19 protein-coding genes and 1 pseudogene are annotated in these 24,688 nt (G+C 74.3%); 15 read left to right on the top strand and 5 right to left on the bottom strand.

The genetic code is table 11. The features are described from left to right. Positions 1 to 22 precede the first annotated feature (22 nt). The 4 genes from PKC53_RS13725 to PKC53_RS13710 all read left to right on the top strand — a co-directional run bounded on the left by PKC53_RS13725 (position 23) and on the right by PKC53_RS13710 (position 3,405). Positions 23 to 973, top strand: a complete 951-nt coding sequence (locus PKC53_RS13725) for a U32 family peptidase (RefSeq protein ID WP_324429516.1) — start codon at positions 23 to 25, stop codon at positions 971 to 973. Further along, a complete protein-coding gene (locus PKC53_RS13720) occupies positions 970 to 1,419 on the top strand; it encodes an SCP2 sterol-binding domain-containing protein (protein ID WP_324429515.1) in 450 nt (149 codons plus the stop codon). Before PKC53_RS13725 ends, PKC53_RS13720 begins: the two co-directional genes overlap by 4 nt. Next, positions 1,416 to 3,053, top strand: a complete 1,638-nt coding sequence (gene ipdC, locus PKC53_RS13715; RefSeq protein WP_324429513.1) for an indolepyruvate/phenylpyruvate decarboxylase — start codon at positions 1,416 to 1,418, stop codon at positions 3,051 to 3,053. The genes PKC53_RS13720 and ipdC overlap by 4 nt, the downstream gene beginning before the upstream one ends. A 130-nt stretch (positions 3,054 to 3,183) precedes the next feature. Next, positions 3,184 to 3,405, top strand: a complete 222-nt coding sequence (locus PKC53_RS13710) for a hypothetical protein (protein ID WP_324429511.1) — start codon at positions 3,184 to 3,186, stop codon at positions 3,403 to 3,405. Between the two features lie 20 nt (positions 3,406 to 3,425). On the opposite strand, the gene PKC53_RS13705 is transcribed toward PKC53_RS13710, so the two are convergent. The 3 genes from PKC53_RS13705 to PKC53_RS13695 all read right to left on the bottom strand — a co-directional run bounded on the left by PKC53_RS13705 (position 3,426) and on the right by PKC53_RS13695 (position 7,094). Further along, positions 3,426 to 6,065, bottom strand: a complete 2,640-nt coding sequence (locus tag PKC53_RS13705; RefSeq protein ID WP_324429510.1) for a LuxR C-terminal-related transcriptional regulator — start codon at positions 6,063 to 6,065, stop codon at positions 3,426 to 3,428. A 70-nt stretch (positions 6,066 to 6,135) separates the two neighbouring features. Further along, positions 6,136 to 6,564, bottom strand: a complete 429-nt coding sequence (locus PKC53_RS13700; protein ID WP_324429508.1) for an Rrf2 family transcriptional regulator — start codon at positions 6,562 to 6,564, stop codon at positions 6,136 to 6,138. Further along, the gene (locus tag PKC53_RS13695) at positions 6,561 to 7,094 is read right to left on the bottom strand and encodes a GNAT family N-acetyltransferase (RefSeq protein ID WP_324429506.1); all 534 of its coding nucleotides are present in this window, start codon (positions 7,092 to 7,094) and stop codon (positions 6,561 to 6,563) included. The genes PKC53_RS13700 and PKC53_RS13695 overlap by 4 nt, the downstream gene beginning before the upstream one ends. Before the next feature lie 158 nt (positions 7,095 to 7,252). On the opposite strand from PKC53_RS13695, the gene PKC53_RS13690 reads away from it, so the two are divergent. The 10 genes from PKC53_RS13690 to PKC53_RS13645 all read left to right on the top strand — a co-directional run bounded on the left by PKC53_RS13690 (position 7,253) and on the right by PKC53_RS13645 (position 21,677). Continuing rightward, positions 7,253 to 7,666, top strand: coding sequence for a LysR family transcriptional regulator (locus PKC53_RS13690; protein ID WP_324429505.1), 414 nt, complete (start codon positions 7,253 to 7,255; stop codon positions 7,664 to 7,666). Positions 7,667 to 7,694: 28 nt separating this feature from the next. Beyond that, entirely contained in the window at positions 7,695 to 10,430 is a 2,736-nt protein-coding gene (locus PKC53_RS13685; protein WP_324429503.1) for a molybdopterin-dependent oxidoreductase, read from the top strand. Continuing rightward, positions 10,427 to 11,104: a 4Fe-4S dicluster domain-containing protein gene (locus PKC53_RS13680; protein WP_324429501.1), complete on the top strand. Its 678-nt coding sequence runs from the start codon at positions 10,427 to 10,429 to the stop codon at positions 11,102 to 11,104. The genes PKC53_RS13685 and PKC53_RS13680 overlap by 4 nt, the downstream gene beginning before the upstream one ends. Beyond that, entirely contained in the window at positions 11,101 to 11,931 is an 831-nt protein-coding gene (locus tag PKC53_RS13675; RefSeq protein WP_324429499.1) for a DmsC/YnfH family molybdoenzyme membrane anchor subunit, read from the top strand. Before PKC53_RS13680 ends, PKC53_RS13675 begins: the two co-directional genes overlap by 4 nt. 73 nt (positions 11,932 to 12,004) lie before the next feature. Further along, positions 12,005 to 13,282 carry a phenylacetate--CoA ligase gene (locus tag PKC53_RS13670; protein WP_324429544.1) on the top strand — a complete coding sequence of 426 codons (1,278 nt, stop codon included), beginning with the start codon at positions 12,005 to 12,007 and terminating at the stop codon, positions 13,280 to 13,282. Positions 13,283 to 13,285: 3 nt separating this feature from the next. Further along, positions 13,286 to 13,756 carry a 2Fe-2S iron-sulfur cluster-binding protein gene (locus PKC53_RS13665; RefSeq protein ID WP_324429497.1) on the top strand — a complete coding sequence of 157 codons (471 nt, stop codon included), beginning with the start codon at positions 13,286 to 13,288 and terminating at the stop codon, positions 13,754 to 13,756. Beyond that, positions 13,753 to 16,173: a 4-hydroxybenzoyl-CoA reductase subunit alpha gene (gene hcrA, locus PKC53_RS13660; protein WP_324429495.1), complete on the top strand. Its 2,421-nt coding sequence runs from the start codon at positions 13,753 to 13,755 to the stop codon at positions 16,171 to 16,173. The genes PKC53_RS13665 and hcrA overlap by 4 nt, the downstream gene beginning before the upstream one ends. Positions 16,174 to 16,177: 4 nt before the next feature. Next, complete coding sequence (hcrB, locus tag PKC53_RS13655) at positions 16,178 to 17,155, top strand: 4-hydroxybenzoyl-CoA reductase subunit beta (RefSeq protein ID WP_324429493.1); 978 nt, start codon at positions 16,178 to 16,180, stop codon at positions 17,153 to 17,155. 37 nt (positions 17,156 to 17,192) lie between these two features. Beyond that, positions 17,193 to 19,523 carry an NADPH-dependent glutamate synthase gene (gene gltA, locus PKC53_RS13650; protein WP_324429491.1) on the top strand — a complete coding sequence of 777 codons (2,331 nt, stop codon included), beginning with the start codon at positions 17,193 to 17,195 and terminating at the stop codon, positions 19,521 to 19,523. A 12-nt stretch (positions 19,524 to 19,535) separates the two neighbouring features. Further along, entirely contained in the window at positions 19,536 to 21,677 is a 2,142-nt protein-coding gene (locus tag PKC53_RS13645; protein WP_324429489.1) for an AMP-binding protein, read from the top strand. 82 nt (positions 21,678 to 21,759) lie between these two features. On the opposite strand, the gene PKC53_RS13640 is transcribed toward PKC53_RS13645, so the two are convergent. Both PKC53_RS13640 and PKC53_RS13635 read right to left on the bottom strand, forming a co-directional pair. Then, positions 21,760 to 22,227, bottom strand: a complete 468-nt coding sequence (locus PKC53_RS13640; protein ID WP_324429488.1) for a pyridoxamine 5'-phosphate oxidase family protein — start codon at positions 22,225 to 22,227, stop codon at positions 21,760 to 21,762. A gap of 76 nt (positions 22,228 to 22,303) precedes the next feature. Further along, the gene (locus PKC53_RS13635) at positions 22,304 to 24,037 is read right to left on the bottom strand and encodes a sigma 54-interacting transcriptional regulator (RefSeq protein ID WP_324429486.1); all 1,734 of its coding nucleotides are present in this window, start codon (positions 24,035 to 24,037) and stop codon (positions 22,304 to 22,306) included. Positions 24,038 to 24,372: 335 nt separating this feature from the next. On the opposite strand from PKC53_RS13635, the pseudogene PKC53_RS13630 reads away from it, so the two are divergent. Next, positions 24,373 to 24,688: pseudogene (locus PKC53_RS13630) on the top strand (PEP-utilizing protein mobile subunit); the annotation flags it as partial.

The following is a 24,688-nucleotide window of genomic DNA, read 5'->3' as shown; positions in this document are numbered from 1 at the left end:
GCACAACGTGGCGACGAAACCGATGACCTCCACTCCCCGTTTCGGCCTCACCGTCGGGCCGCTGCAGTACTGGTGGCCGCGCGCGCAGGCGATGGCCTTCTACGCCGAGGTCGCCGACAGCGCGGCCGACACCGTCGTGCTCGGCGAGGTCGTGTGCTCGCGGCGCAACGAATTCAGGACCGACGACTGGATCGCGCTGGCGCGCGACCTGGCACGCTGCGGCAAGTCCGTGGTGCTGGCCACGCAGGCGCTGGTGATGAGCGAGTCCGAACTGCGCACGCTGCGCCGCCTTTGCGAGCACGACGAGTTCGCCGTCGAGGCCGGCGACGCGTCGGCGCTCGCGGTGCTCGCGCGCGAGCACGCGAAGCGCCCGCAGCGCCCGGGTTTCGTGCTGGGGCCGCACGTCAACGTCTACAGCCGCGCCGCGCTGGCCGAGCTGGCGCCGCTGGGCGCGTCGTGCTGGGTCGCGCCGCTCGAGCTCGCGCTCGACGCGGTCGCGCGCATCAACCCGGCCGACGACCGCGTGAGTGGCCCGGCCGGGCCGGTCGCCACCGAGGTGTTCGCGTTCGGGCGCATGCCGCTGGCGTTCTCGGCGCGCTGCTTCACCGCGCGCCACCACCGGCTGAACAAGGACGAGTGCGACTTCCGCTGCCGCGACGACGCCGACGGGCTGCTGCTCACCAGCAGCGAGGGCGCGCCGTTCCTCGTGCTCAACGGCATCCAGACGCAGTCGGCGGCGCTGCACTGCCTGATCGGCGCGCGCGACGCGCTGGCCGCCGCCGGCGTGTCGCGCGTGCGGCTGTCGCCGTGCAGCCGCGGCTTCGCGCGCGTCGTCGCGCTGTTCGACGACGTGTTCCACCACGGTGCCGACGCACATGCCGCGCGCGCCGAACTCGACGCGCTGGGGCTGCCCGGCGCGCTGGTCGACGGGTTCGCACGCCGCCAGCCCGGCATGCAGGAGATCGCCGCATGAACACGACCACCCCCCCGGCCGACCTCTACGCCGGCCTGCCCGCGCCGCTGGCACGCGCCGCGCGGCACGTGCGCGGCGTCGTGCGCCGGCTGCCGACGCAGCCGCCGTCGTTCGTCGCGGCGCGCGCGCTCGACCTGGCGCTGTGGCCGCGGCTCGACGCCGAGCAGCGCCGGCTGCTGGCGCAGCGCACCGTCGAGGTCGAGGTGCTCGAACTCGGGGTGCGCGTGCGCCTGCGCCTGGGCGCACGCGGCTTCGAGGTCGCGCCGTCGCGCGACGCCCCGGCGCTGGTGATCCGCGCGCGCGCCGACGCGCTGTGGCGGCTGGTGCGCGGCGAGGATGACGCCGACCGGCTGTTCTTCGAGCGCGCGCTCGTGATGGAGGGCGACACCGAGTACGGGCTGGTGCTGAAGAACACGCTCGACGCGATCGGACCGCTGTGGCAATGAACGAGACCCTGACCGCACGGCTGCTCGACGCGCTGGCCGCGCGCGGTGCGACCGAGGTGTTCGGCATCCCCGGCGACTTCGCGCTGCCGCTGTTCCGCGCGATCGAGCGCAGCGCGCGGTTGCCGCTGGTGACGCTGTCGCACGAACCCGGCGTCGGCTTCGCCGCCGATGCGGCGTCGCGTGCGCGCGGCGGGCTGGGCGTGGCCGCGGTGACCTACGGCGCCGGCGCGTTCAACCTGGTCAACACGGTGGCCGGCGCCTACGCCGAGCGCGTGCCGCTGGTCGTGCTGTCGGGGGCGCCGGCGGCGCACGAGGCCGCCAGCGGGCTGCTGCTGCACCACCAGGTGAAGACGCTCGACTCGCAGTGGCGGCTGTACGAGGAGCTCACCGTCGACCGCGCGGTGCTCGACGACGTACAGACGGCGCCGGCGCGCATCGCGCGCGTGCTCGACGCGGCGCTGGCGCACTCGCGCCCGGTGTACCTCGAGATCCCGCGCGACATGCCCGATCGGCCCTGCGACGCGGTGCCGGCGACGCCGGCGGCACCGGTCGACGCCGAGCGGCTCGCCGCCTGCGCCGACGAGCTGCTCGCGCGGCTGCGCGCCGCGCAGCGCCCGATGCTGGTCGTCGGCGTCGAGGTGCGCCGCTACGCGCTCGAGTCGCGGGTGGCCGAGCTGGCGCGGCGGCTGGCGATCCCGGTGGCGACCACCTTCATGGGCCGCGGCCTGCTCGCCGACGCCGACGTGGCGCTGGCCGGCACCTACCTCGGGCTGGCCGGCGACCCGGCGCTGTCCGAACGCGTTGAGTCCAGCGACGCGCTGCTGCTGCTCGGCGTGATCGTCAGCGACACCAACTTCGCGGTGTCGGCGCGGCGCATCGACTTCCGCCACGCGATCCACGCCTACGATGGCGACGTCGCGATGGGCCATCACGTGTACCACGACCTGCCGCTGGCGGCGCTGATCGACGCGCTGCTCGAGCGCGTGCCGCCGTCCGCCGCGCCACCGCCGCGCCGCGGCACCCCGCCTTCGGCGCCGCCCGCCGCGCCCGGCGGCGCCGACGCGCCGGTGGTGCCGCGCGACATCGCCGACGCCATCAACGCGCTGATGCGCCGCCACGGCCCGCTGCCGCTGGCCTGCGACGTCGGCGACTGCCTGTTCACCGCGATGGACATTGAGCCCACCGCGCTGGTCGCGCCGGGTTACTACGCGACCATGGGCTACGGCGTGCCCGCCGGCCTGGGGCTGCAGGCGGCCACCGGGCGGCGGCCGCTGGTCCTCGTGGGCGACGGCGCGTTCCAGATGACCGGCTGGGAGTTGGGCAACGCGCGGCGCTACGGCTGGGACCCGATCGTGCTGGTGTTCAACAACGCCAGCTGGGAGATGCTGCGCACCTTCATGCCCGAGGGCCGCTTCAACGACCTCGGCACCTGGGACTTCGCCGCGATGGCCGCCGGCATGGGCGGCGACGGCCACGTGGTGACCACGCGCGGCGAGCTGGTCGCCGCGCTCGAGCGCGCGCACGCCACGCGCGGGCGCTTCCAGCTGCTCGACGTGCGCCTCGCGCCGGGCGTGCTGTCGCCGACGCTCGAACGTTTCGTCAAGGCGGTCAAGCGCCTGTCGATGCCCGGTTGAGGCGGCGAACGCGCCGCTGCCTTCTCCTACCGCAGGTCCTCGTCCCGTCCTACAGACCGGCGCGCCGCTCGCGGCTCCAATCACGGCACCGGGCCGCCCGCGGGTGGCCGCCGATGCAAAGAGGAACGTGATGAGCGCAGTTCGACTGCTGGGGATCGTGCTGATCGTCGCCGGGGCCCTCGGGCTGGCGTACGGGGGTTTCTCGTATACCAAGGAGAGCACCGCCGCGAAGGTCGGCCCGATCGAGCTGAAGGTGGCTCAGACCGAGACCGTCAACGTGCCGCTGTGGGCCGGCATCGCCGCCATCGTCGGCGGCGGCGTGCTGCTGATCGGCGCGTCGCGCAGGCCGTGAGCTGAACGCTCGCGCGGCGCTCAATCGCGCGCCGCGGCATGGCCGTGGTACCACGCCGCGGCCTGCCCGCGCGACGCGACGCCGAGCTTGCCCAGCACGTTGGCGACGTGGCGCTTGACGGTGTGCGGGCTCAGGTCGAGCGCGCGTGCGATCACCTTGTTGCTGTCGCCGCGCGCGAGTCGCGCGAGCACCTCGAGCTCGCGCGCCGACAGGCGCTCGCCGGTGGGTGCGACCGCGCCGTCGGCGGCGCGTGCCTCGGCGGGGTCTTCGGTCGCGGGGTGCATCAGCGCGTCGGCCCAGCCGCGCAGCGTCGCCTGGGCCGCGGCGCCGAGCCGGCCGGCCCAGTCCTCGCGCGACAGCGCGGCGAGGTCGGCGGCGGCGAACACCGCGCCGCGCGGGCCGTCGTCGACACGCTCGAGCAGCGGCGCGATCAGCGCCGCGGCCGCGTCGCGGTCGCCGCCGGCGAGCCGCAGCCGTGCCAGCCGAACGCGCACCTCGCCGGCCAGGCCGAGCAGGTCGGCGTGCGCCTCGTCGTCGAGCACCTGCTGGAAGTGGGCGCTCGCCCCGGCACGGTCGCCCTGGTGCAACGCCAGCATGCCGCGCAGCGCGGCCACCGGAAGCAAGCGCTGCGGCGTCGCGTCGGACAGCGTGTCGTGCAGCGCGTTCAGCCGCTGCAACCAGTCGCGCAGCGCCGCGTCGTCGCCCGCGGCGGCGGCGACACGCGCGGCGTAGTGCAGCACGTGCCACACGCCCCAGCCGGCGTAACCGGCGGGCTGTTCGTCGATGCGCCGGCGCACCGTGCGCACCGCGTCGGCGGCGTCGCCGCGCAGCAGCGCGAGCACCGCCTGCAGCGCCAGCGCGTGGCTGCGCGCGATGACCTCGTGCCCGCCCCAGGCCGCGTCGCCCAGTGCCTGCTCGAGCAGCGCGCGCGACTCGCCCGCGCGCCCCAGCCACAGCGCGCGCCAGGCCAGCGACAGCAGCGCGAAGGTGCCAAGCGGGGTCGGCCGGTCGCCGGCCGCCGCCAGCGCGCCGGTGGCCCAGCGCTGCGTCAGCGCAGCCATGCCGCGGCACGCGGTCTGGCGCGGCGGCGGCACGTTGCTCCAGTCGGGCACCTCGCTGCGGCCCTGCAGCAGTTGCAGCATGACCTCGAACGCGGGCGCGACGGCGTCGTACTCGCCGCGCTCGAGGTGCAGCCAGGTCGCCGCGTTGGCGGCCAGCAGCCGCGCCTCGAACCCGGCCGGCGGCGCGGCGGCGAGCGCGTCGAGCACCGCCGCGGCGTCGCCGATGCGCCCCAGCGCGACCAGCACCGACGCACGGCGCGCGTCCATCGTCTGCGCCGCCGCGGAGTCGCCGCGCGCACGGTACAGCGACGCGGCGCTGGCGAAGTGCCGCTCGGACTCGCCGAGCCGCCACACGGTCAGCGTGGCCAGCGCGGCGACGCGCTGCCACTCGGCCGAGCCGGCGCGGAAGGCCTCGGGGTACGCGGCGAGCAGGCGCAGCACGGTGCCCACCGCGCCGCCGGTGTTCATCGCGGGCGCCGCGTCGAGCAGCGCGCGCGCCGCGGCGTCGGCAAGCCCGGCGGCCAGCAGCAGCGCCTGGCGGCGCACCGGGTCGGCTTCGAGTCCGGCGGCGCGCGCCAGCAGGCGCGGCCAGTCGTCGGGGCGCTCGATGCGCAGCCGGTGCCGCAGCGCGTCGCGGAACAGGTCGTGCAGCCGCAGCGTGCCGGTGGCCTCGTCGACGACGCTGGCGAACAGGCCGCGGCGCTCGATCTCGTCGAGCCAGCGCGCCGCGTGCGCGTCACCGGTCAGCGCGGCGCAGCGCGCCGCGTCGAGTTCGTGCAGCACGCTGGTGTCGAGCAGGAAACGGCGCAGCGCCGCGTCGAGGTGGGCCAGCACCTCGGTGGCGAGGTAGTCGAACGCGGTGCGGTCGATCGTCGCGCCCGGCCCGGCGCCGCGCGCGCCGCTGAGCACGAGCCGCAGCCCGGCGGCCCAGCCGGCGGTGCGCGCGTGCAGCACCCGCGCGGTGTCGGCGTCGATGCCCTGCTCGGCGAACCACGCCTGCACCTCGTCGGCAGCGAAGCGCAGGTCGGCCTCGCCGAACTGCGCCAGCTCGCCAGCGGCCGCGGCGCGCGACACCAGCACCGGCGGCACGTCGCGAGCCGACAGCACCAGCGTCCAGCGCGCGCCCAGGCGCTCGACCAGCCGCTCGATGAAGTGCTGCGCGGCCTCGTCGTCGAGGTGGTGCAGGTCGTCGAGCACGATCGTGCCGTGCTCGACCTCGGCGGCGTCGAGCGCGTCGGCCAGCGCGTCGACCGCCTGCTGGCGGCCGCGCGCGTCGCCGAGCAGCGCCTCGGCGAGCAGGCCCTCGGGCGCGACACGCCACGGCAGGTCGTGCGGCTCGAGCGCGGCGAGCAGGCACTGGAGCAGGCGGTGCAGGTCGTCGCCCGGATCGATCGAGACCCAGGCCAGCGCACCGCGCGGCGGCGGCGGCACGAGCGTGCGCACCAGCAGCGCGGTCTTGCCGCAGCCGGCCGGCGCGACGACGAGCACCACGCGGTGCGTGCGCAGCGCATCGCGCAGCCGCGCCTCGAGCCGCGGGCGCTCGAGCAGCCGGCCGCGGCGCGGCAGCGGGGGCTGGATCTTGCCGAGGGCGAAGCTCACGCGGCGATGATAGGCACGGCGCCGGCACGCCGCGGCGACCAGGCGCCGAACGCACGCGGCGCGGAAGCGCTCAGCCCCGCCCGTCGCGCCGCGGCGCGGCCTGCCGCTCGATCAGCCGCAGCATCGTCGCCACCGTGATCGAGCCGAAGGTCGCGCGGGCGATCTGGTCGATCTCGGCGAGCACGGTGGCCAGCGCGCGGTCGACCGGGGTGTCGGCGCCGGGGTGGCCGTCGCCGTCTTCGCCGAGGTCCTCGAACAGCCGGATCACGTCGAGCAGCGTCAGGCGCTTGGGGTTGGCGACGAAGCGGTAACCGCCGCCGACGCCGCGCACCGACTCGACGATGCCGGCGCGCGCCAGCTCCGACAGCACCTTGGCCAGGTGGTGCGCCGACTCGCCGTAGCGCTCGGCGATCTCGGCGGCGGGGATGTGGCGCTGCGGGTCGGCGGCGAAGTCGAGCACGCTGTACAGCGCCAGCCGGGAGTTCTTCTGCAGCTTCATGGCCGCACGTCCTCGGCCGGCAGGTCCATCTCGAGCGGGATCAGCGAGCCGGCCATCATCCCCTGGCTGCGGAAGAACGACAGGATCAGCGTGTTGTCGCTGGCCAGCAGCGTGCGCAGCTTGCGCACGCCGGCGGCGGCGAAGCGCTCGCTGACCGCGGCCAGCAGCCGCGTGCCCACGCCGGCCTGACGCACTCTCGGGTCGACGTCGATCGCGAACACCCAGCCGCACGGCGGCTGGCCGAACTCCCAGTCGCGCACCTCGCCGATCACGAAGCCGGCGACGCGGCCGTCGACCAGCGCGACCAGGAAGTGCCGCTGGCCCTGCCCGCGCGTGCCGTAGCGCCTGAACAACCCGTGCCAGTACGCCTCCTTCTCGACGCCGGTGACGGTGGCGTCGATCGCGACGACCTGCGCCAGGTCGGCGCGCCGCGCCGGGCGGATCGTCGGCGCGCCCAGCGGGGCGGCGGAGGCGGCGCGGCGGCGGCGCGGCCGCGCGCCGGCGGGCGGCTTGGGCTCAGCGCGCGCCACGGGTGATCAAAACCATGAACCAGATCAAATCCGAAAGGCGCATTCCGGTACCAGAATCGACCAAACGGTCGGCAGAACGAGTGTACAGCCACCGCGCGGGGCGGGCGCACCCGCATGCGCCGGACCGCTGCCGCGGCGACCCGAACCAGGAGACGACGATGAAGACCACCCTGCAACCCGGCGTCGCCTCGAGCGTGAGCTTCGAGGTCGACCGCGAGCGCACGATCGACTTCATGGGCGAGGCGGCGCGCGTGTACGCCACGCCGATGCTCGTGCGCGACATCGAGGTCGCGTGCCGCAACCTGCTGCTGAAGCATCTCGATCCCGGCGAGGACTCGGTGGGCACGCGCGTCGAGATCGACCACGTCGGCGCGACGCTGCTGGGCATGAGCGTCGAGCTGACGGTGCGCGTGGCCGCGGTCGACGGCCGTGCGGTGCAGTTCGAGGTCGAGGGCCGCGACGCGGTCGAGCCGATCGTGCGCGGCCGGCACGCGCGCTTCGTCGTCGACGTCGCGAAGACCGCGCAGCGCCTGGCCGCGAAGGCGCAGAAGGCGAAGACGCTGGCCGGCTGAGCCCCGGGCGAACCTCGCGAGGCCGGGGATGACTGCTGCCGCGCCGACCGCCACGCGCCGCGTGCCGACGTACTGCTACCAGTGCGTCGCCGGGCCCGACCTGCTGACCGTCAAGGTCGAGGACGGCGTGGCCACCGAGGTCGAGCCGAACTTCTGCGCCGCCGCCGTGCACCCGGGCGGCGGCAAGGTCTGCGTCAAGGCCTTCGGGCTGATCCAGAAGACCTACAACCCGAACCGGGTGCTCGCGCCGATGAAGCGCACCAACCCGAAGAAGGGCCGCGACGAGGACCCCGGCTTCGTCGAGATCTCTTGGGACGAGGCGCTGTCGACGATCGCCGCGCGCCTGAACGCGGTCCGCGACGAGGGGCTGCTCGACGCCTCGGGCTACCCGCGCGTGGCCGCCAGCTTCGGCGGCGGTGGCACGCCGCAGATGTACATGGGCAGCTTCCCCGCGTTCCTCGCCGCGTGGGGCCCGGTGGACTTCGGGCTCGGCTCGGGCCAGGGCGTCAAGTGCTACCACAGCGAGCACCTGTACGGCGAGTTCTGGCACCGCGCCTTCATCGTCGCCGCCGACACGCCGCTGACCAACTACCTGATCTCGTGCGGCTCGAACATCGAGGCCTCGGGCGGCGTGGTCGGCATCTGGCGCCACGCCAAGGCGCGCGTGCGCGGCATGAAGCGCGTGCAGGTCGAGCCGCACCTGTCGGTCACCGGCGCCTGCTCGGCCGAGTGGGTGCCGATCAAGCCGAAGACCGACCCGGCGTTCCTCTACGCGCTGATCCACGTGATGCTGCACGAGGCGCCGCGCGAGCGGCTCGACCTCGCGTTCCTGAAGCGCTGGAGCGGCGCGCCGTACCTGGTCGGCGCGCACGGCTACTACCTGCGCGATGCGGCCACGCGCAAGCCGCTGGTGTGGGACGCGCGCACGCAGCGCGCGGTGCCGCACGACACGCCCGGCATCGACGAGGCGCTCGAAGGCGCGTACGAGGCCGACGCGGTCGAGATCGGCGCCGACGACGAGGTGCTCGGCGACGGGCGGCTGGCCGGGCGCACCGCGTTCACGCTGCTCGTCGAGCACATGCGCCCGTACGACCCCGACTGGGCCGCCGGCGTGTGCGATGTGCCGGCGGCGCAGATCCGGCGCATCGCCCACGAGTACCTCGACCACGCCTGCGTCGGCCAGACCATCGAGATCGAGGGCGTGACGATGCCGTACCGGCCGGTGGCGGTGTCGCTGGGCAAGACCGTGAACAACGGCTGGGGCGGCTACGAGTGCTGCTGGGCGCGCACGCTGCTGGCGGTGCTGGTCGGCGCGCTCGAGGTGCCCGGCGGCACGATCGGCACCACGGTGCGGCTGGCGCGGCCGATGTCGCACCGCCACGACAGCGTCACGGTGCGCCCGGGCGTCGACGGCTTCATGCACTACGCGCTGAACACGACGCGCAAGGGCGAGTGGTCGCCGAAGCCGAACATCCGCAACGCCTACCGCACGATGGTGCCGCTGGCCTCCGACGGGCCGTGGAGCCAGGCGCTGGGGCCGACGCACTTCTCGTGGATGTTCCTCGACGACACGCCCGAAGGGCTGCCGCGCGTGACGCCGCCCGACGTGTGGTTCGTCTACCGCACCAACCCGGCGATCTCGTTCTGGGACACGACGGCGCTGGGCGAGAAGATGGCGCGCTTCCCGTTCGTCGTCGCCTTCGCCTACACGCGCGACGAGACCAACCACTTCGCCGACGTCCTGCTGCCCGACGCGACCGACCTCGAGAGCCTGCAGCTGATCCGCATCGGCGGCACCAAGTACGTCGAGCAGTTCTGGCAGCACGAGGGCTTCGCGCTGCGCCAGCCGGCGGTCGACGCGCGCGGTCAGGCGCGCGACTTCACCGACGTCGCCACCGAGCTCGCCGAGCGCACCGGGCTGACCGCGAAGTACGTCGCCTCGATCAACAAGGGCGGCTGCGGCGTGCCGCTCAGGCACGAGCACGGCGACCACGCGCTGCCCACCGACCGGCCGCCGACACGCGAGCAGGTGTGGGACGCGGTGTGCCGTTCGGCCAGCGCCGAGGTCAGCGAGGGCCGCGAGGTGCACGGCCTCGACTGGTGGCGCGAGCACGGGATGATGACGCGGCCGTTCTCGCAGGCGCAGTGGTACCTGACGCCGACGCTGCAGCGCGCCGGGCTGCGCTACGAGCTGCCGTACCAGGAGCGCCTGAAGCGCGTCGGCGAGGAGCTCGGCCGCCGGCTGCACGAACACGGCATGCACTGGTGGGACGCGCAGCTGAAGGAGTACAACGCGCTGCCGCCGTGGAAGGACTTCCCCGGGCTGTGGGAGCACGCGGTGGCCAAGGTCGGCGGCGACGCCGCGGCCTACCCCTTCTGGCTGCTGACCGCGCGCAGCATGCAGTACGCCTGGGGCGGCAACGCCGGCGTGCAGATGATCAAGGAGGTGGCCGACAACATCGCCGGCCACCGCGGCGTGATCGTCAACCCGCAGGCCGCGGCGCGGCTGGGCATCGAAGACGGCGACGAGGTCGAGATCGCGACGCCGAAGCGCAAGGTGCGCGGCCGCGCGGTGCTGCGCCAGGGCATCCGCCCCGACACGCTGCTGCTGATCGGCCAGTTCGACCACTGGGCCACGCCGCTGGCCAAGGACTTCGGCGTGCCGAGCATGAACGCGCTGGCGACGATGGACATGGATCTGACCGACGCCACCGGCTCGGGCGCCGACATCGTGCGCGTGAAGATCGCGAGGGCCCGCGCATGACCAGGTGGGCCATGGTCGCCGACCTGCGGCGCTGCGTCGGCTGCCAGACCTGCACCGCCGCGTGCAAGCACGCCAACGCGACGCCGCCGGGCGTGCAGTGGCGGCGCGTGCTCGACATGGAGTTCGGCGAGTACCCGAACGTGCAGCGCGCCTTCGTGCCGGTGGGCTGCCAGCACTGCGACGAACCGCCGTGCCTCGACGTGTGCCCGACGACGGCGACGAAGAAGCGCGCCGACGGCATCGTGACGATCGACTACGACATCTGCATCGGCTGCGCCTACTGCGCCGTCGCCTGCCCGTACCAGGCGCGCTACAAGACCGAGCGCGCCAGCTTCGCCTACGGCCTCGCCAGCGAGCACGAGCAGGCGCGTTTCGACCCCGACCGGCTCGCGGTGGCCACCAAGTGCACGTTCTGCGTCGACCGCGTCGACGCCGGGCTGGCCAAGGGGCAGACGCCGGGCGTCGACCCCGAGGCCACGCCGGCGTGCGCCAACGCCTGCATCGCCGAGGCCCTGGCCTTCGGCGACCTCGACGACCCGAACAGCAACGTCTCGAAGCTGCTCGCCGAGAACCGGCACTTCACGCTGCACGAGGAGCTGGGCACCGGCCCGGGCATGTTCTACCTTTGGGACAGCGCCGAAGGCGGCGACGCCGCCGAGGAGGCCACGCGATGAGCTACGGCCCGAACCCCTGGCACCAGCAGAGCTGGGACTGGCGCGCCGCGACGAACTTCGTCGGCGGCGGCGCCGGCAGCGGGCTGATCGTCGCCGCCGCGCTGGCCGGCGCGCCCGCGTGGGTGTTTGCCGCCGGCGCGCTGCTGGTGGGCTGCGGGCTGCTCGCGGTGTGGGCCGAGATCGGCCGCCCGCTGCGCGCGCTCAACGTGTTCCTGCACCCGCGGCGCTCGTGGATGTCGCGCGAGGCCTGGGTCGCGCCGCTGCTGTTCGCCGCGGTCGGCGCGGTGCTGCTCGGCGTGGGCGCGGCGCGGCCGCTGGCGGCGCTGCTCGCGCTGGCCTTCGTGTACTGCCAGGCGCGCATCCTGCAGGCCGCCAAGGGCATCCCGGCGTGGCGCGAGCCGGCCACGGTGCCGCTCGTGGTGGCCACCGGTCTGGCCGAAGGCGCCGGGTTGTGGCTGCTGCTGACCTCGCCGTTGACCGCGGCACCGGTCGCGGCCTGGGCCGTCTTCGCGGCGCTGCTCGCGCTGCGGCTGGCGCTGTGGACCGCGTGGCGCCGCCGCCTGCGCGCGGCGCCGCGCGCACTGGCGGCGATCGACCACGCGGCGCTGGTGTTCAAGCCGGCGACGCTGCTGCCGCTGGCCGCCGCGGTGGCCGCGCTCGGCGCGCCGCTGGGCGACGGCGCGCTGCAGACGCTGCAGGCGCTGGCCGGCGCACTGGCCGCCGCCGGCGGCGCCTGGTTCAAGTTCACGCTGGTCACGCGCGCCGCGTTCAACCAGGGTTTCCTGCCGCTGCCGCGGCTGCCGGTGCGCGGCGTGCGCCGCACGTAGGAGCGAGGCGATGGGAGCGACCGTCGAGGCCAGGCACTTCGCCGCCGACACCGCGGTCGGGCTGCACCCGACGATGGAGACGATGTCGCGCGACGCGCTCGAGGCGCTGCAGCTCGAGCGGCTGCGCGACGTGCTGCGCAACCTGTGGGACCACGTGCCGTGGCAGCGTGCGCGGCTCGACGCCGCCGGGCTGCACCCCGACGCGGTGCACCACCTCGACGACCTGCGCCGCGCGCCGTTCATGGTCAAGACGGACCTGCGCGACCACTACCCGTTCGGGCTGTTCGCGCGCCCGCTGACGTCGCTGGCGCGGCTGCACGCGTCGTCGGGCACCACCGGCAAGCCGACGGTGGTCGGCTACACCGCCGGCGACCTCGGCCGCTGGGCCGACCTGATGGCACGCTCGCTGCACTGCGCCGGCGTGCGCCCCGGCGACCTCGTGCACAACGCCTACGGTTACGGGCTGTTCACCGGCGGCCTGGGCGCGCACGACGGCGCGACCAGGCTGGGCTGCCCGGTGGTGCCGGTCTCCGGCGGCGGCACCGAGCGGCAGATCGCGTTGATCATGGACTTCCGTCCGCGCGTGCTGTGCGCGACGCCGTCGTACGCGCTGGCGCTGGCCGAGGTCGCCGACCAGATGGGCGTCGACCTGCGCGACAGCGGGCTGGCGATCGGCATGTTCGGCGCCGAGCCGTGGAGCACCGCGATGCGCGAGGAGATCGAGGCGCGCATCGGGCTGCGCGCGGTCGACGTCTACGGGCTGTCCGAGATCATGGGCCCCGGCGTGGCCTGCGAGTGCGAGTGCCGCCACGGGCTGCACGGCTGGGAGGACCACTTCCTGTTCGAGGTGATCGACCGCGACACCGGCGAGCCGCTGCCCGACGGCGAGGTGGGCGAGCTGGTGATCACGACGCTGACCAAGGAGGCGCTGCCGATGCTGCGCTACCGCACGCGCGACGTCACGCGCGTGACGCGCGAGCGCTGCGACTGCGGCCGCACGCACGTGCGCATCCTGCGCGTGACCGGGCGCAGCGACGACATGCTGATCATCCGCGGCGTCAACGTCTACCCGTCGCAGATCGAGTCGGTGCTCGTCGGCCGCCCGGGGCTGGCGCCGCACTACCAGCTGGTCGTCACGCGCCACGGCCACCTCGACCACCTGCGCGTCGAGGTCGAGGCGCAGCCCGGCATCGCCGCCGACCGCTTCGGCGAGCTCGCCGCCGACGCCATCCACCACGTCAAGTCGCTGATCGGCGTGACCGCCGAGATCGTCGTGCTCGCCCCGGGCAGCGTGCCGCGCTCGCAGGGCAAGGCGGTGCGCGTGCGCGACCTGCGCCCGAAGGAGGTTTGAGCCATGACCCACCGATTGCTGCAGATCACCGTCAACGGCCGGGCGCAGCGGGTCGCCGCGCGCGACAGCGCGACGCTGCTCGAGGTGCTGCGCGACGCGCTGCAGCTCACCGGCACCAAGCAGGGCTGCGACGGCGGCGAGTGCGGCGCGTGCACCGTGCTCGTCGACGGCGAGCCGCGCATGGCGTGCATCACGCTGGCCGCCAGCGTCGAGGCGCGCCACGTCGAGACCATCGAGTCGCTCGCGCAGCAGGGCCGGCTGTCGGCGCTGCAGCGCGCGTTCCACGAGAAGCTCGGCGCGCAGTGCGGCTTCTGCACCCCCGGCATGGTGATGGCCGCCGAGGCGCTGCTGCGGCGCGAGCCGCACCCGAGCGAGGCGCAGATCCGCGAGGCGCTGTCGGGCAACCTGTGCCGCTGCACCGGCTACGTGAAGATCGTCGAGTCGGTGCAGGCGGCGGCGGAGGCCAGCGCATGAAGTTCGAACACACCCAGTTGCCGCACGACCCGGCGCCGCCGACGCACTCGGTCGGCCAGCGCCGGCCGCTGGTCGACGGCGTCGAGAAGGTCAGCGGGCGCGCGCGCTACACCGCCGACCTGCCCTTCCCCGGCGCGCTGGTCGGGCGCATCGGCCGCAGCCCGGTCGCGCACGGCGTGATCCGCCGCATCGACGCCACGCGCGCGCTGGCGATGCCCGGCGTGCACGCGGTCGTCACGGGGCAGGACTTCGCCGCCCCCTACGGCGTGATCCCGATCTCGCAGAACGAGTGGCCGCTGGCGCGCGAGCGCGTGCGCTACCGCGGCGAGCCGCTGTTCGCCGTCGCCGCCGACGACATCGACACCGCCGAGGCGGCGCTGCGCGCCGTCGAGGTCGACATCGAGGCGCTGCCGGCGTACTTCGACGCCGACGCCGCGCGCGCCGACGGCGCGGTGCAGCTGCACGACAACAAGCCCGGCAACATCGAGCGCAGCGTCGAGCAGGACTTCGGCGACGTCGACGCCGGCTTCGCCGCCGCCGACCTGGTGATGGAGCGCACGTACGACTGCGCCGAGGTCTCGCACGGGCAGATCGAGCTCAACGCCAGCGTCGCGCAGTGGGACCCCGAGCGCCGGCAGCTGACGCTGCACTCGGTGACGCAGGTGCCTTACTACCTGCACCTGATGCTCGCGCAGACGCTGGGGCTGGACAGCGCGGCGATCCGCGTCGTCAAGCCCTTCGTCGGCGGCGGCTTCGGCCACCGCGTCGAGCCGCTGAACTTCGAGATGATCGCCGGCTGCCTCGCGCGCGCCGCCGGCGGCACCGTCAAGCTCGAGCTCACGCGCGAGGAGGCGTTCCTGACGCACCGCGCGCGCCCGTCGACGCGCACGCGGCTGAAGATCGGGCTGACCCGCGACGGGCGCATCACCGCGGTCGACGCCGAGGTCGTGCAGCGCGGCGGCGCCTACGCCGGCTACGGCCTCGTGACCATCCTCTACGCCGGCGCGCTGCTGCACGCGCTGTACACGATCGGCGCGGTGCGCTACCGCGGCTGGCGCGTCTACACCAACCTGCCGCCGTGCGGCGCGATGCGCGGCCACGGCGCGGTCAACGTGCGCTTCGCGTTCGAGGCCCTGCTCGACGAGATGGCCGAGGCGCTCGGGCTGGACCCGTTCGCGCTGCGCCGCGCGAACCTGATCACGCCGCCGACCCGCACGCTCAACGAGCTGCAGGTCAACTCGTACGGGCTGCCGCAGTGCCTCGACGCGGTCGAGCGCCGCAGCGACTGGCGCGAGCGCCGCAGCCGCGCCGCCTCGGCCGCGGCGCCGACCCGCGGGCCGCTGCGCCGCGGCCTGGGCATGGCCTGCTCGCACTACGTGTCGGGGTCGGCCAAGCCGGTGCACTGGAGCGGCGAGCCGCACGCGGTGGTCAACCTCAAGCTCGACTTCGACGGCGGTATCACGATCCTCACCGGCGCGAGCGACATCGGCCAGGGCTCGTCGACGCTGCTGACGCAGATCGTCGCCGAGGTGCTGCTGCTGCCGATGTCGCGCATCCGCGTCGTCGCCACCGACAGCGTGCTCACGCCCAAGGACAACGGCTCGTACTCGTCGCGCGTGTCGTTCATGGTCGGCAACGCCGCGCTGCGCGCCGCGCAGGCGCTGAAGGCGGTGCTCGTCGAGGCGGCCGCCAAGCGCCTGGGCGTGACGCCCGAGCAGGTCGAGTGGGAAGGCGAGTGCTGCCAGGTCAGCTGCGGCGAGTCGTCGCTGGACTTCGCGCAGGTCGTGCAGGCCGCGCTGGTCGACACCGGCACGCTGACCGTCAAGGGCACCTGGTCGACGCCGCCGGAGACGCAGGGCGGCAAGTTCCGCGGCGCCGCCGTCGGCTCGAGCGCCGGCTTCTCGTACGCGGCGCAGGTGGCCGAGGTCGAGGTCGACGAGGACACCGGCGCGGTGCGCGTGGTCGGCCTGTGGGTCGCGCACGACTGCGGTCGCGCGATCAACCCGCTGGCCGTCGAGGGGCAGGTGCAGGGCGCGGTGTGGATGGGGCTGGGGCAGGCGCTGTCGGAGGAGAACCGTTACCACGAGGGGCTGCCGCTGGCGCCCAACTTCCTCGACTACCGCATGGTCAACGTGCTCGACACGCCGCCGGTCGACGTCACGCTGGTCGAGAGCATCGACCCGCTGGGGCCGTTCGGCGCCAAGGAGGCGAGCGAGGGCGGGCTGCACAGCGTCCCGCCGGCGGTGGCCGCCGCGGTGTACGACGCGGTCGGCGTGCGCGTGCACGAGTTGCCGATCACCCCCGACCGGCTGCTGGAGGCGATCCAGCGGCGCCGTCGCGACGAGAAACTGGCCGCCGCGCGCGCGGCGCGCACCGCCGCCCGGACCGCCGACGCGGCCGCCGCGGCGAGGAGCTGAGACGATGCGACCGATCGAGGACATCCGGCTCGTGCGCCCGGCGACGCTCGCCGACGCCGCGCTGCTGCTCGCCGAGGACGGCGCGCGGCTGGTCGCCGGCGGCACCGACCTGCTGCCGAACATGCGACGCGGCATCGCCGACCCGGCGGTGCTGATCGACCTGACCGGCGTGGCCGGCATCGCCGGCATCGAGCCGCACCACGGCCAGTGGCGGCTCGGCGCCGGCGTGACGCTGGCGACGATCGAGCGCCACGCTCAGCTCGCGCAGCAGCTGCCGGCGCTGGTGCAGGCCGCCGGCGCGGTCGCCGGCCCGGCGCACCGCAGCGCGGCGACGCTGGCGGGCAACCTGTGCCAGGACACCCGCTGCGTCTACTACAACCAGAGCGAGTGGTGGCGCCAGTCCAACGGCTGGTGCCTCAAGCTCAAGGGCGACACCTGCCACGTCGCGCCGCAGGGTGCGCGCTGCCACGCGGCGTACCAGGGCGACGTCGCCGCGGCGCTGCTGGCCTACGGCGCCGAGGTCGAGGTGATCGGCACCAAGACCAGCTACCGCCGCCCGCTGGCCGAGCTGTACCGCGACGACGGCGCGGCGCACCTGACGCTGGGCGCCCACGAGGTGGTCGCCGCGGTGCACGTCCCCGCCGGCCACCCGCAGCGCGTCAGCGGTTTCCGCAAGGCGCGCACGCGCGGCGGGATGGACTTCCCCCTGGCCAGCGTGGCCATCGCGCTGCGGCTCGACGGTGGCGTGCTTGCCGAGCTCGCGGTGGGCATCAGCGGCACCAACTCGCACCCGCTGCGGCTCGACGGCACCTACGCGCTGCTCGGCCGCCCGGTCGACGACGCGGCGCTGGCCGCGCTGGGCAAGCTGGTGGCCCAGCAGGTCTCGCCGATGCGCACCACGATCACCGCGTCGAACCACCGGCGCCTCGTCGCGTCGGCGACCGCGCAGCGGCTGCTGCGCGAGCTCGCGGCCGCGGCCTGAGCGCACACCCCACCACGCCCCGAAGGAGGCCCGCCCCATGACGCGCATCGTGCGCCGCGAGCAGTTCTCCGAGCAGACCTTCCTGTGGGAGGTCGACGCGCCCGACGTCGCGCAGGCGGCCGAGGCCGGCCACTTCGTGATGCTGCGCCTCGACGAGGCCGGCGAGCGCATCCCGCTGACCGTCGCCGACTTCGACCGCGAGCGCGGCACCGTCACCGTCGTCGTGCAGGCGCTGGGCCGCACGACGCGCGAGATGCGCGACCGCTACGCCGCGGGCGACCACTTTGCCGACTTCGTCGGCCCGCTCGGGCTGCCGCAGCACATCGAGCACGCCGGCCACGTGGTGCTGGTCGGCGGCGGGCTCGGCGTGGCCCCCGTCTACCCGCAGCTGCGCGCGTTCAAGCAGGCCGGCAACCGCACGACCTGCATCGTCGGGTTCCGCCACCGCGAGCTGATCTTCTGGGCCGACAAGCTGCGCGAGTGGGCCGACGAGCTGATCGTGTGCACCGACGACGGCAGCTTCGGCCGCGCCGGCTTCGTGACCGCGGCGCTGAAGGACCTCATCGAGCGCGACCGCCCGGACCTGGTGGTGGCGATCGGCCCGATGCCGATGATGCAGGCCTGCACCGAGACCACGCGCCCGTTCGGCGTCGCGACCAAGGTGTCGCTGAACACGATCATGGTCGACGGCACCGGCATGTGCGGCTCGTGCCGCGTCACCGTCGGCGGCGAGGTCAAGTTCGCCTGCGTCGACGGGCCCGACTTCGACGCGCACCAGATCGACTTCAGGGAACTGCTGGCGCGCCAGAAGCGCTTCAAGGCGCAGGAGCAGGAGGCCAACGCCGACCTCGACCACGTCTGCAGCCTCGAGGAGCTGCTGGTCAAGCAGGGCAAGCGCACCTACAAGAAGTACTCGGCGCTCGAGCGCACGCAGGTGCCGATGCCCGAGCGCGAGCCGCACGAGCGCGCGCAGACCTTCGACGAGGTCAACCTCGGCTACGACTGGGCCGCCGCGCTGCGCGAGAGCGAACGCTGCATCCAGTGCGTCAAGCCCACGTGCATCGAGGGCTGCCCGGTGCGCATCGACATCCCGCGCTTCATCCGCCACCTGCTGCTGCGCGACCTGGAGTCGGCGGTCGACGCGATCTACGACTCGAGCCCGTTCCCGTCGGTGTGCGGCCGCGTGTGCCCGCAGGAAAGCCAGTGCGAGGCGCAGTGCGTGCTGGTCAAGGCGAAGATGCAGCCGGTGGCGATCGGTCGCCTCGAGCGCTTCGTCGGCGACTTCGCCGCCCAGCGCCCGGTCGAGCCGCCCAAGGTCGACAAGCCGCTGGGCCGGGTCGCGATCGTCGGCTCCGGCCCGGGCGGGCTGGCCGCCGCGGCCGACCTGGTCAAGCTCGGCGCCGAGGTCACGGTCTACGAGGCGCTGCACGTCATCGGCGGTGTGCTGCGCTACGGCATCCCGTCGTTCCGGCTGCCGCGCGACATCATCGACCGCGAGGTCAACCGCCTGCGCGACGGCGGCGTGAAGTTCGAGACCAACAAGGTCATCGGCAAGACCTTCCGCATCGAGCAACTCACCGGCGACATGGGCTTCGACGCGGTGTTCGTCGCCGCCGGCGCCGGCGCGCCGTCGTTCCTCGGCATCCCGGGCGAATCGGCCGGGCAGGTCTATTCGGCCAACGAGTTCCTCACGCGCGTCAACCTGATGGGCGGCGACCGCTTCCCGTACCGCGACACGCCGATCGGGCTGGGCCAGCGCGTGGTCGTGATCGGCGCGGGCAACACCGCGATGGACTGCCTGCGCACCGCCAGGCGCCTCGGCGCGGCCGAGGTGCGCTGCGTGTACCGCCGCAGCGAGGCCGAGGCGCCGGCGCGCGTCGAGGAACTGCGCCACGCGAAGGAGGAAGGCGTGGTCTTCAGCTTCCTGCACGCGCCGGTGGAGATCCTGCTCGACGAGGCCGGCGACGTGCGGGGCATGAAGGCGCAGCGCATGGCGCTCGGCGAACCCGACGCGCGCGGGCGGCGCAGCCCGGTGCCGCTCGACGAGTTCGTCGAGTTCGCCTGCGACACCGTGATCTACGCGCTCGGCACCAAGGCCAACCCGATCGTCGGCCGCGCGACCCAGGGGCTGGCGCTGGACAAGCGCGGCTACATCGTCGCCGACGAGACGACGCAGGCGACGAACCTGCGCGGGGTGTTCGCCGGCGGCGACATCGTCACCGGCGGCGCGACCGTGATCCTGGCGATGGCCGCCGGGCGGCGCGCGGCGCGTGCGATCGGCCACTGGCTGCAGCACGGCCGCGCCGACTGGCCGCCCGCACCGGCCGAGGCGGCCGCGTCGCCGCAGCCCGAAACGCTCACTCCCTGAAGGAGGCGCGCCATGATGCGATGCCCGAAGTGCCACCAACCGCTGGCCGACCAGGACGAGGGCCTGTACATCTGCTGCGCCGACGCGCCGATGCAGTGGCAGTGCCAGTCGTGCGGCAAGGTCAGCGAAGGCTTCGCGTTCCCGTACGGCGCCTGCCCGCAGTGCGGTGGCCGGCTCGCGCTGCGCGCCGCAGGCACCGCGCCGGCGGCCGACGCCGCGGCGATGGCCGCGGTACGCACTGCGTTCGAGATCGAGCTCGGCGGGCGCGCGTTCTACCAGCGCGCCGCCGCCGACTGCGACGACAAGGAGCTGCGCACGCTGTTCGGCCGCTTCGCGGTGATGGAAGGCGAGCACATGGAGACGCTGTCGCGCCGCTATCACGTCGACGTGCCGGCGCCCTCGCCCGAGTTCAGCCTGCGCACCGCCGCCGTCTACGCCGACGCGAAGCCGCCCGCGGACGCCGCCGACCTGTTCAAGCTGGCCATCGCGCTGGAGAAACGCGCCGTCGCCTTCTTCGCCGAGCGCGCGGCGACGATCGCGCCGGGCGCGCCCGAGCGCCGGCTGTACGAGGAGCTCGCCGCCGAGGAGCGCGAGCACGCGCAGATGCTCACCGCCGAGTACGCGCGCTGGCGCAGCCGCCTGCCGGGGCTGTACGGCGGCGAGGCGCCGACGCTGGCCGCACGCGCGGCCACGCCCGGCGTCGACGCGGTGATGAACGCCGCCGAACTGCTGCTGGCCGGCCACGACGACGCCTCGACCGCGCTGGAGTGCGGCGACGAGCGCATCAGCTACGGGCAGTTGCGCGACCGCGTCGCGCGCGCCGCCGCGGTGTGGCACGCGCGCGGGCTGCGCCCCGGCGACCGCGTCGCGGTCAAGCTGAGCGACGGCATCGACTGGGTCGTGTGCTGGCTCGGCACGATCTGGGCCGGCGGCGTGGCGGTCGGCGTCAACCCGCGCATCCCGGCGCCCGAGTGGCAGTACATCCTCGACGAGGCCGGCTTCAACGTGATCGTCGCCGAGTCGGCCGAAGGCACGCCGGCGCCCTGGCACGAGCGCGTGATCACGCTCGACGAGGGCCGCCGCGAGGTGGCCGCCGCGGCGCCGGCGGCGCCGGTGCAGCTCGCCGACGACAGCCCGATGTTCTGGGTGCACTCGTCAGGCACCTCGGGGCGGCCGAAGGCGGTCGTGCACGCGCACCGCTGCGTGCGCGAGGTCGGGCGCATCTCGACCGAGCGCATGGGCATGCGCGCCGGCGACCGGCTGTACGCCAGTTCGAAGCTGTTCTTCGCCTACCCGCTGACCAACCTGCTGCTGGCGGGGCTGCGCAACGGCGCGACGCTGATCCTCGACCCGACCTGGCCGACGCCGCAGACGGTGGCGCAGGCGGTGGCGCGCACCCGCCCGGACATGCTGTTCAGCGTGCCGTCGCTGTACCGTCACCTGCTGCACGAGGGCCTGGCCGCCGGCATCGCCGCGGCCGGCGTGCGCTGCTGCGTGTCGGCCGGCGAGGCGCTGCCCGCGACGCTGCGCCAGGCCTGGCGTCAGGCCACCGGGCTGCCGATGGTCGACGGCTACGGCGCCTCCGAGGTGCTGGTGCTGGTGATGACCGAAGTCGACGGCGAGGACGGGCTGCAGCCCTCGCCCGGCACCGGGATCACCCCGCTGGACCCGGCGGCGGCCGACGCCGGCGGCCCGACGCGGCTGCTGATCGCCAGCCCGATGCAGGCGCTGGGCTACCTCGACCGCCCTGCGGCGCAGGCCGACAGCTTCCGCGAGGGCCGCTTCTGCCCGGCCGACCTGTTCGTGCGCACGGCTGGCGGCGGCTGGCGTTTCGGCGGGCGCGAGGACTCGCTGGTGAAGATCAGCGGGCGCTGGGTCAACCTCGTCGAACTCGAGGAGAAGCTCGGCGCCGGCGTGCCCGGGCTGCGCGAGGCCGCCGTGGTGTGCGCGCCCGACGCCGACGGCGTCGACGCGGTCGGGCTGTTCTACGCCGGCAACGACGACGGCACCGCGCGGCGCGAGCTCGAGGCACGCATCGCCGCGCTGCCCAAGCACCAGCGCCCGGCCTGGCTGCGCCCGATCGACGCGCTGCCGCGCACGGCCACCGGCAAGCTGCTGCGGCGCAAGCTGGTCGAGCAACTGCGGGGGGGTTGAGCGCGGCACTCGCGCGACCCGGTCGCTGCCGAGGTCGCGCGGGCCGGGGTCCGCGGGCCGACGGCGCCGGGGCGGGCGCGCATCACGTGCCGCAGTCGACCTCGTCGCGGTGGCCGAAGCCCAGCCGGTTGTCGATCAGGTACATCCGTGCCGGCACGAAGCGGAACCAGTGCACGCGCGCCAGCGCCTCGGCGACGCGCGCCGGCGCCCGCACGACCAGCGGGAAGCGGCGCGCGTACAGCGCACGCACGCGCTCGCGGGCGTCGCCGTCGACACGCTCGACGCGCCCCTCGGCCTGCACGCCGGTGATCTCGGGCCAGTCGTCGTAGTCGCGCTGGATCGTCACCGCCACGCGCGGGTCGCGCGCGAGGTGCCCGGCGTGACGGCTGCGCGGCGACGACAGGAACACCAGCGAGCGGCCCGCCGGCGTGCGCTCGGGTGCGTAGAACACCGCCGCCGCCCACGGCCCGTGCTCGCCGACGGTGGCCAGCGTCATCACGTGGTGCGCCTGCAGGAAGGCGTCGACGCGCGCCGCCGGCGACGCGATCACCGGCCCGCCCCCCGGTCGCGGCGCGGCCGCAGCGCGATCGGGCGAGCACCGCCTGCGGGCGGCCGCGCGGCGGCGCTCATGCCGCCGGCGCCGCCTCGTCGCCGCGCGCGGCCTGCTGCGCCTCGTGCAGCCGCTTGAGCCGGTACGCGAGCTGCGGGCGCGTCAGCCCGAGCAGGCGCGCCGCCGACGACAGGTTGCCGCGCGCCTTGTCGACCGCGGTCTCGAGCAGCATGGCTTCGATCTGGTCGAGCGTCATCACGCCGTTGAGCACCGCCTCGCACAGCGCGCGCCCCGCCGGCCAGCCGCCGCCGCCCAGGCCGTCGACCATCTCCAGCCCGGCCTCGTGCAGCTCGCGCGTGCTGCACGGGAACAGGTGGCCGACCTCGACGCGTCCGCCGCTGGGCGCCAGCAGCACGCCGCGCTCGATCATGTTCTGCAGCTCGCGCACGTTGCCCGGCCAGGCGTAGCTGAGCAGCGCGCGCTTGGCCAGGTCGGTGAAGCCGCGCAGCCGCTTGCCGGCGATCGCCTGGTGCTGCTCGAGGAAATGGCGCGCCAGCGGCGAGATGTCCTCCTTGCGCTCGCGCAGCGGCGGGATGTCGATCTCGTAGGCGTTGAGCCGGTAGTACAGGTCGGAACGGAAGCGCCCGTCCTTGACCAGCTGCGCCAGCCGCTGGTGCGTCGCGGCGACGACGCGCACGTCGACCTTGCGCGGCTGCGTGCCGCCCAGGCGCTCGACCTCGCCTTCCTGCAGCACGCGCAGCAGCTTGGCCTGCGCCGGCAGCGGCAGGTCGCCGATCTCGTCGAGGAACAGCGTGCCACCGTCGGCGCGCTCGAAGCGCCCGGGGCGCGCGACCTGCGCGCCGGTGTACGCGCCGCGCTCGGCGCCGAACAGCTCGGACTCGAGCAGCTCGTGCGGGATCGCGGCGCAGTTGACGGCGACGAAGGGCTTGTCGGCGCGCGGGCTCATGCGGTGCAGCGCACGCGCGAACAGCTCCTTGCCGACGCCGGTCTCGCCGAGCAGCAGCACCGCGATGCGGCTCGGCGCGGCGGCGCGAAGCAGTTCGCAGGCGGCGCGGAAACCCGGCGAGCGGCCGATCATCTCGACGCCGCCCAGGTGGCCCATGCGCTGCTCGTCAATCGTCGAGCGCAGCTGGTCGACCTGCGTCTGCAGCTCGAGCAGCCGCTCGGCGATCGGCTCGGGCGTGAGGAAGCGCATGTGCCGCTCGGCGTCGGGCCACTCGTCGACCGGCTTGCCGACGATGCGGCAGACCTCGCTGCCCATGCCGACGCACTCGGTCTCGACGAACAGGATCGGCCGCCCCATGAACGCCGACGCGTAGCCGCAGGCGTAGCCGATCTGCGTCCAGCACACCGGCTCCGAGTGCGTGCCGAAGAAGTGGCGGTGCCACTCGCCTTCCCACGAGTGCTGCCACAGCAGCTCGGCGTGGAAACGCCCCGCGGCGCGGTCGATCTCGATGGCCACCGGCTGCACGCGCACGATGCCCTCCATCGTGTGCAGCCGCGGACCGGTCATGAACGCATCGACGTCGCTGCGCCGCTGCGCCACGGTGCGCGCGAGCTCGGCGTCGCGCTGCCCCGAGGCGTAGCCCATGCGCGTGAGCAGCCCTTGCGCGCGCTCCATGCCCAGGCTGTCGATCAGCTCCTTGCGCAGCAGCGCCTGCGCCTCGGCGTGCACGAGCAGCATGCGGTGCTCGTCGAGCCAGATCTGGCCGCTGTCGGCATCCAGGCGCAGCGCGGCGCGCAGGTCGTCGGTCTCGTCGGCGGGCACGACGCTGCGCAGGCGGGTCATGGCGCGTCCTCCACGGGTCGGGGCCATGGTTGTAGACCCACCGCGCGGCGCCGGCCTTGAACGGCGTCAACCGCTGCGCAGCGCGCGCCGCGGGAAGACCCTCGGCGCCGGCGGCACTTGATCATTTGATCGCTTCGGCCGCCGCGCCGGGCCCGATCGACGCAAATGATCGACTCCCGTTGCGCCGCGCGGCAGCGGCGCCGCACGCCCGGCCCCGGCGTCGCCTGCGCAGGCCCCCGCGCCGGCGCGCTGCTGGCACGACGCTTGCTCGTTGAACGTGCTGCACCCACCGGCCGACGCGCCACCTGCTGCCCGAGACGATCCAGGAGACACACATGAAATTCCCGGTCCCGCACGACCTGACCGCGCAGAAGATCCCCGGCACCGAAGGCTGGGAGCGCATGTACCCGTATCAGTACCAGTTCGTCACCGACGACCCGGTGCGCAACCGGTACGAGAAGGACACGTTCTGGTTCTACGACGGGCTGCACTACCCCGAGCCGCTGTACCCCTTCGACACCATCTGGGACGAGGCCTGGTACCTGGCGCTGAGCCAGTACAACAACCGCATCTTCATGGTCCCGCCGGTGCGCGGCGTCGACCACCGGATGATCAACGGCTACGTCTACATCTCGCCGGTGCCGGTGAAGG

It is taken from the genome of Azohydromonas sp. (assembly GCF_035325925.1).
Lineage (GTDB): Bacteria > Pseudomonadota > Gammaproteobacteria > Burkholderiales > Burkholderiaceae_C > Calidifontimicrobium.
The sequence above is the reverse complement of the archived record's forward strand: the minus strand, read 5'-3'. Positions and strand labels throughout refer to the sequence as shown.

Coding starts and splice junctions, on each gene's coding strand:
- PKC53_RS13635 (WP_324429486.1), bottom strand. CDS start 24,037: ATGACCCGCCTGCGCAGCGTCGTGCCCGCCGACGAGACCGACGACCTG.
- gltA (WP_324429491.1), top strand. CDS start 17,193: ATGACGCGCATCGTGCGCCGCGAGCAGTTCTCCGAGCAGACCTTCCTG.
- hcrB (WP_324429493.1), top strand. CDS start 16,178: ATGCGACCGATCGAGGACATCCGGCTCGTGCGCCCGGCGACGCTCGCC.
- PKC53_RS13675 (WP_324429499.1), top strand. CDS start 11,101: ATGAGCTACGGCCCGAACCCCTGGCACCAGCAGAGCTGGGACTGGCGC.
- hcrA (WP_324429495.1), top strand. CDS start 13,753: ATGAAGTTCGAACACACCCAGTTGCCGCACGACCCGGCGCCGCCGACG.
- PKC53_RS13685 (WP_324429503.1), top strand. CDS start 7,695: ATGACTGCTGCCGCGCCGACCGCCACGCGCCGCGTGCCGACGTACTGC.
- PKC53_RS13720 (WP_324429515.1), top strand. CDS start 970: ATGAACACGACCACCCCCCCGGCCGACCTCTACGCCGGCCTGCCCGCG.
- PKC53_RS13680 (WP_324429501.1), top strand. CDS start 10,427: ATGACCAGGTGGGCCATGGTCGCCGACCTGCGGCGCTGCGTCGGCTGC.
- PKC53_RS13665 (WP_324429497.1), top strand. CDS start 13,286: ATGACCCACCGATTGCTGCAGATCACCGTCAACGGCCGGGCGCAGCGG.
- PKC53_RS13670 (WP_324429544.1), top strand. CDS start 12,005: ATGGAGACGATGTCGCGCGACGCGCTCGAGGCGCTGCAGCTCGAGCGG.
- ipdC (WP_324429513.1), top strand. CDS start 1,416: ATGAACGAGACCCTGACCGCACGGCTGCTCGACGCGCTGGCCGCGCGC.
- PKC53_RS13690 (WP_324429505.1), top strand. CDS start 7,253: ATGAAGACCACCCTGCAACCCGGCGTCGCCTCGAGCGTGAGCTTCGAG.
- PKC53_RS13700 (WP_324429508.1), bottom strand. CDS start 6,564: ATGAAGCTGCAGAAGAACTCCCGGCTGGCGCTGTACAGCGTGCTCGAC.
- PKC53_RS13645 (WP_324429489.1), top strand. CDS start 19,536: ATGATGCGATGCCCGAAGTGCCACCAACCGCTGGCCGACCAGGACGAG.
- PKC53_RS13725 (WP_324429516.1), top strand. CDS start 23: ATGACCTCCACTCCCCGTTTCGGCCTCACCGTCGGGCCGCTGCAGTAC.
- PKC53_RS13710 (WP_324429511.1), top strand. CDS start 3,184: ATGAGCGCAGTTCGACTGCTGGGGATCGTGCTGATCGTCGCCGGGGCC.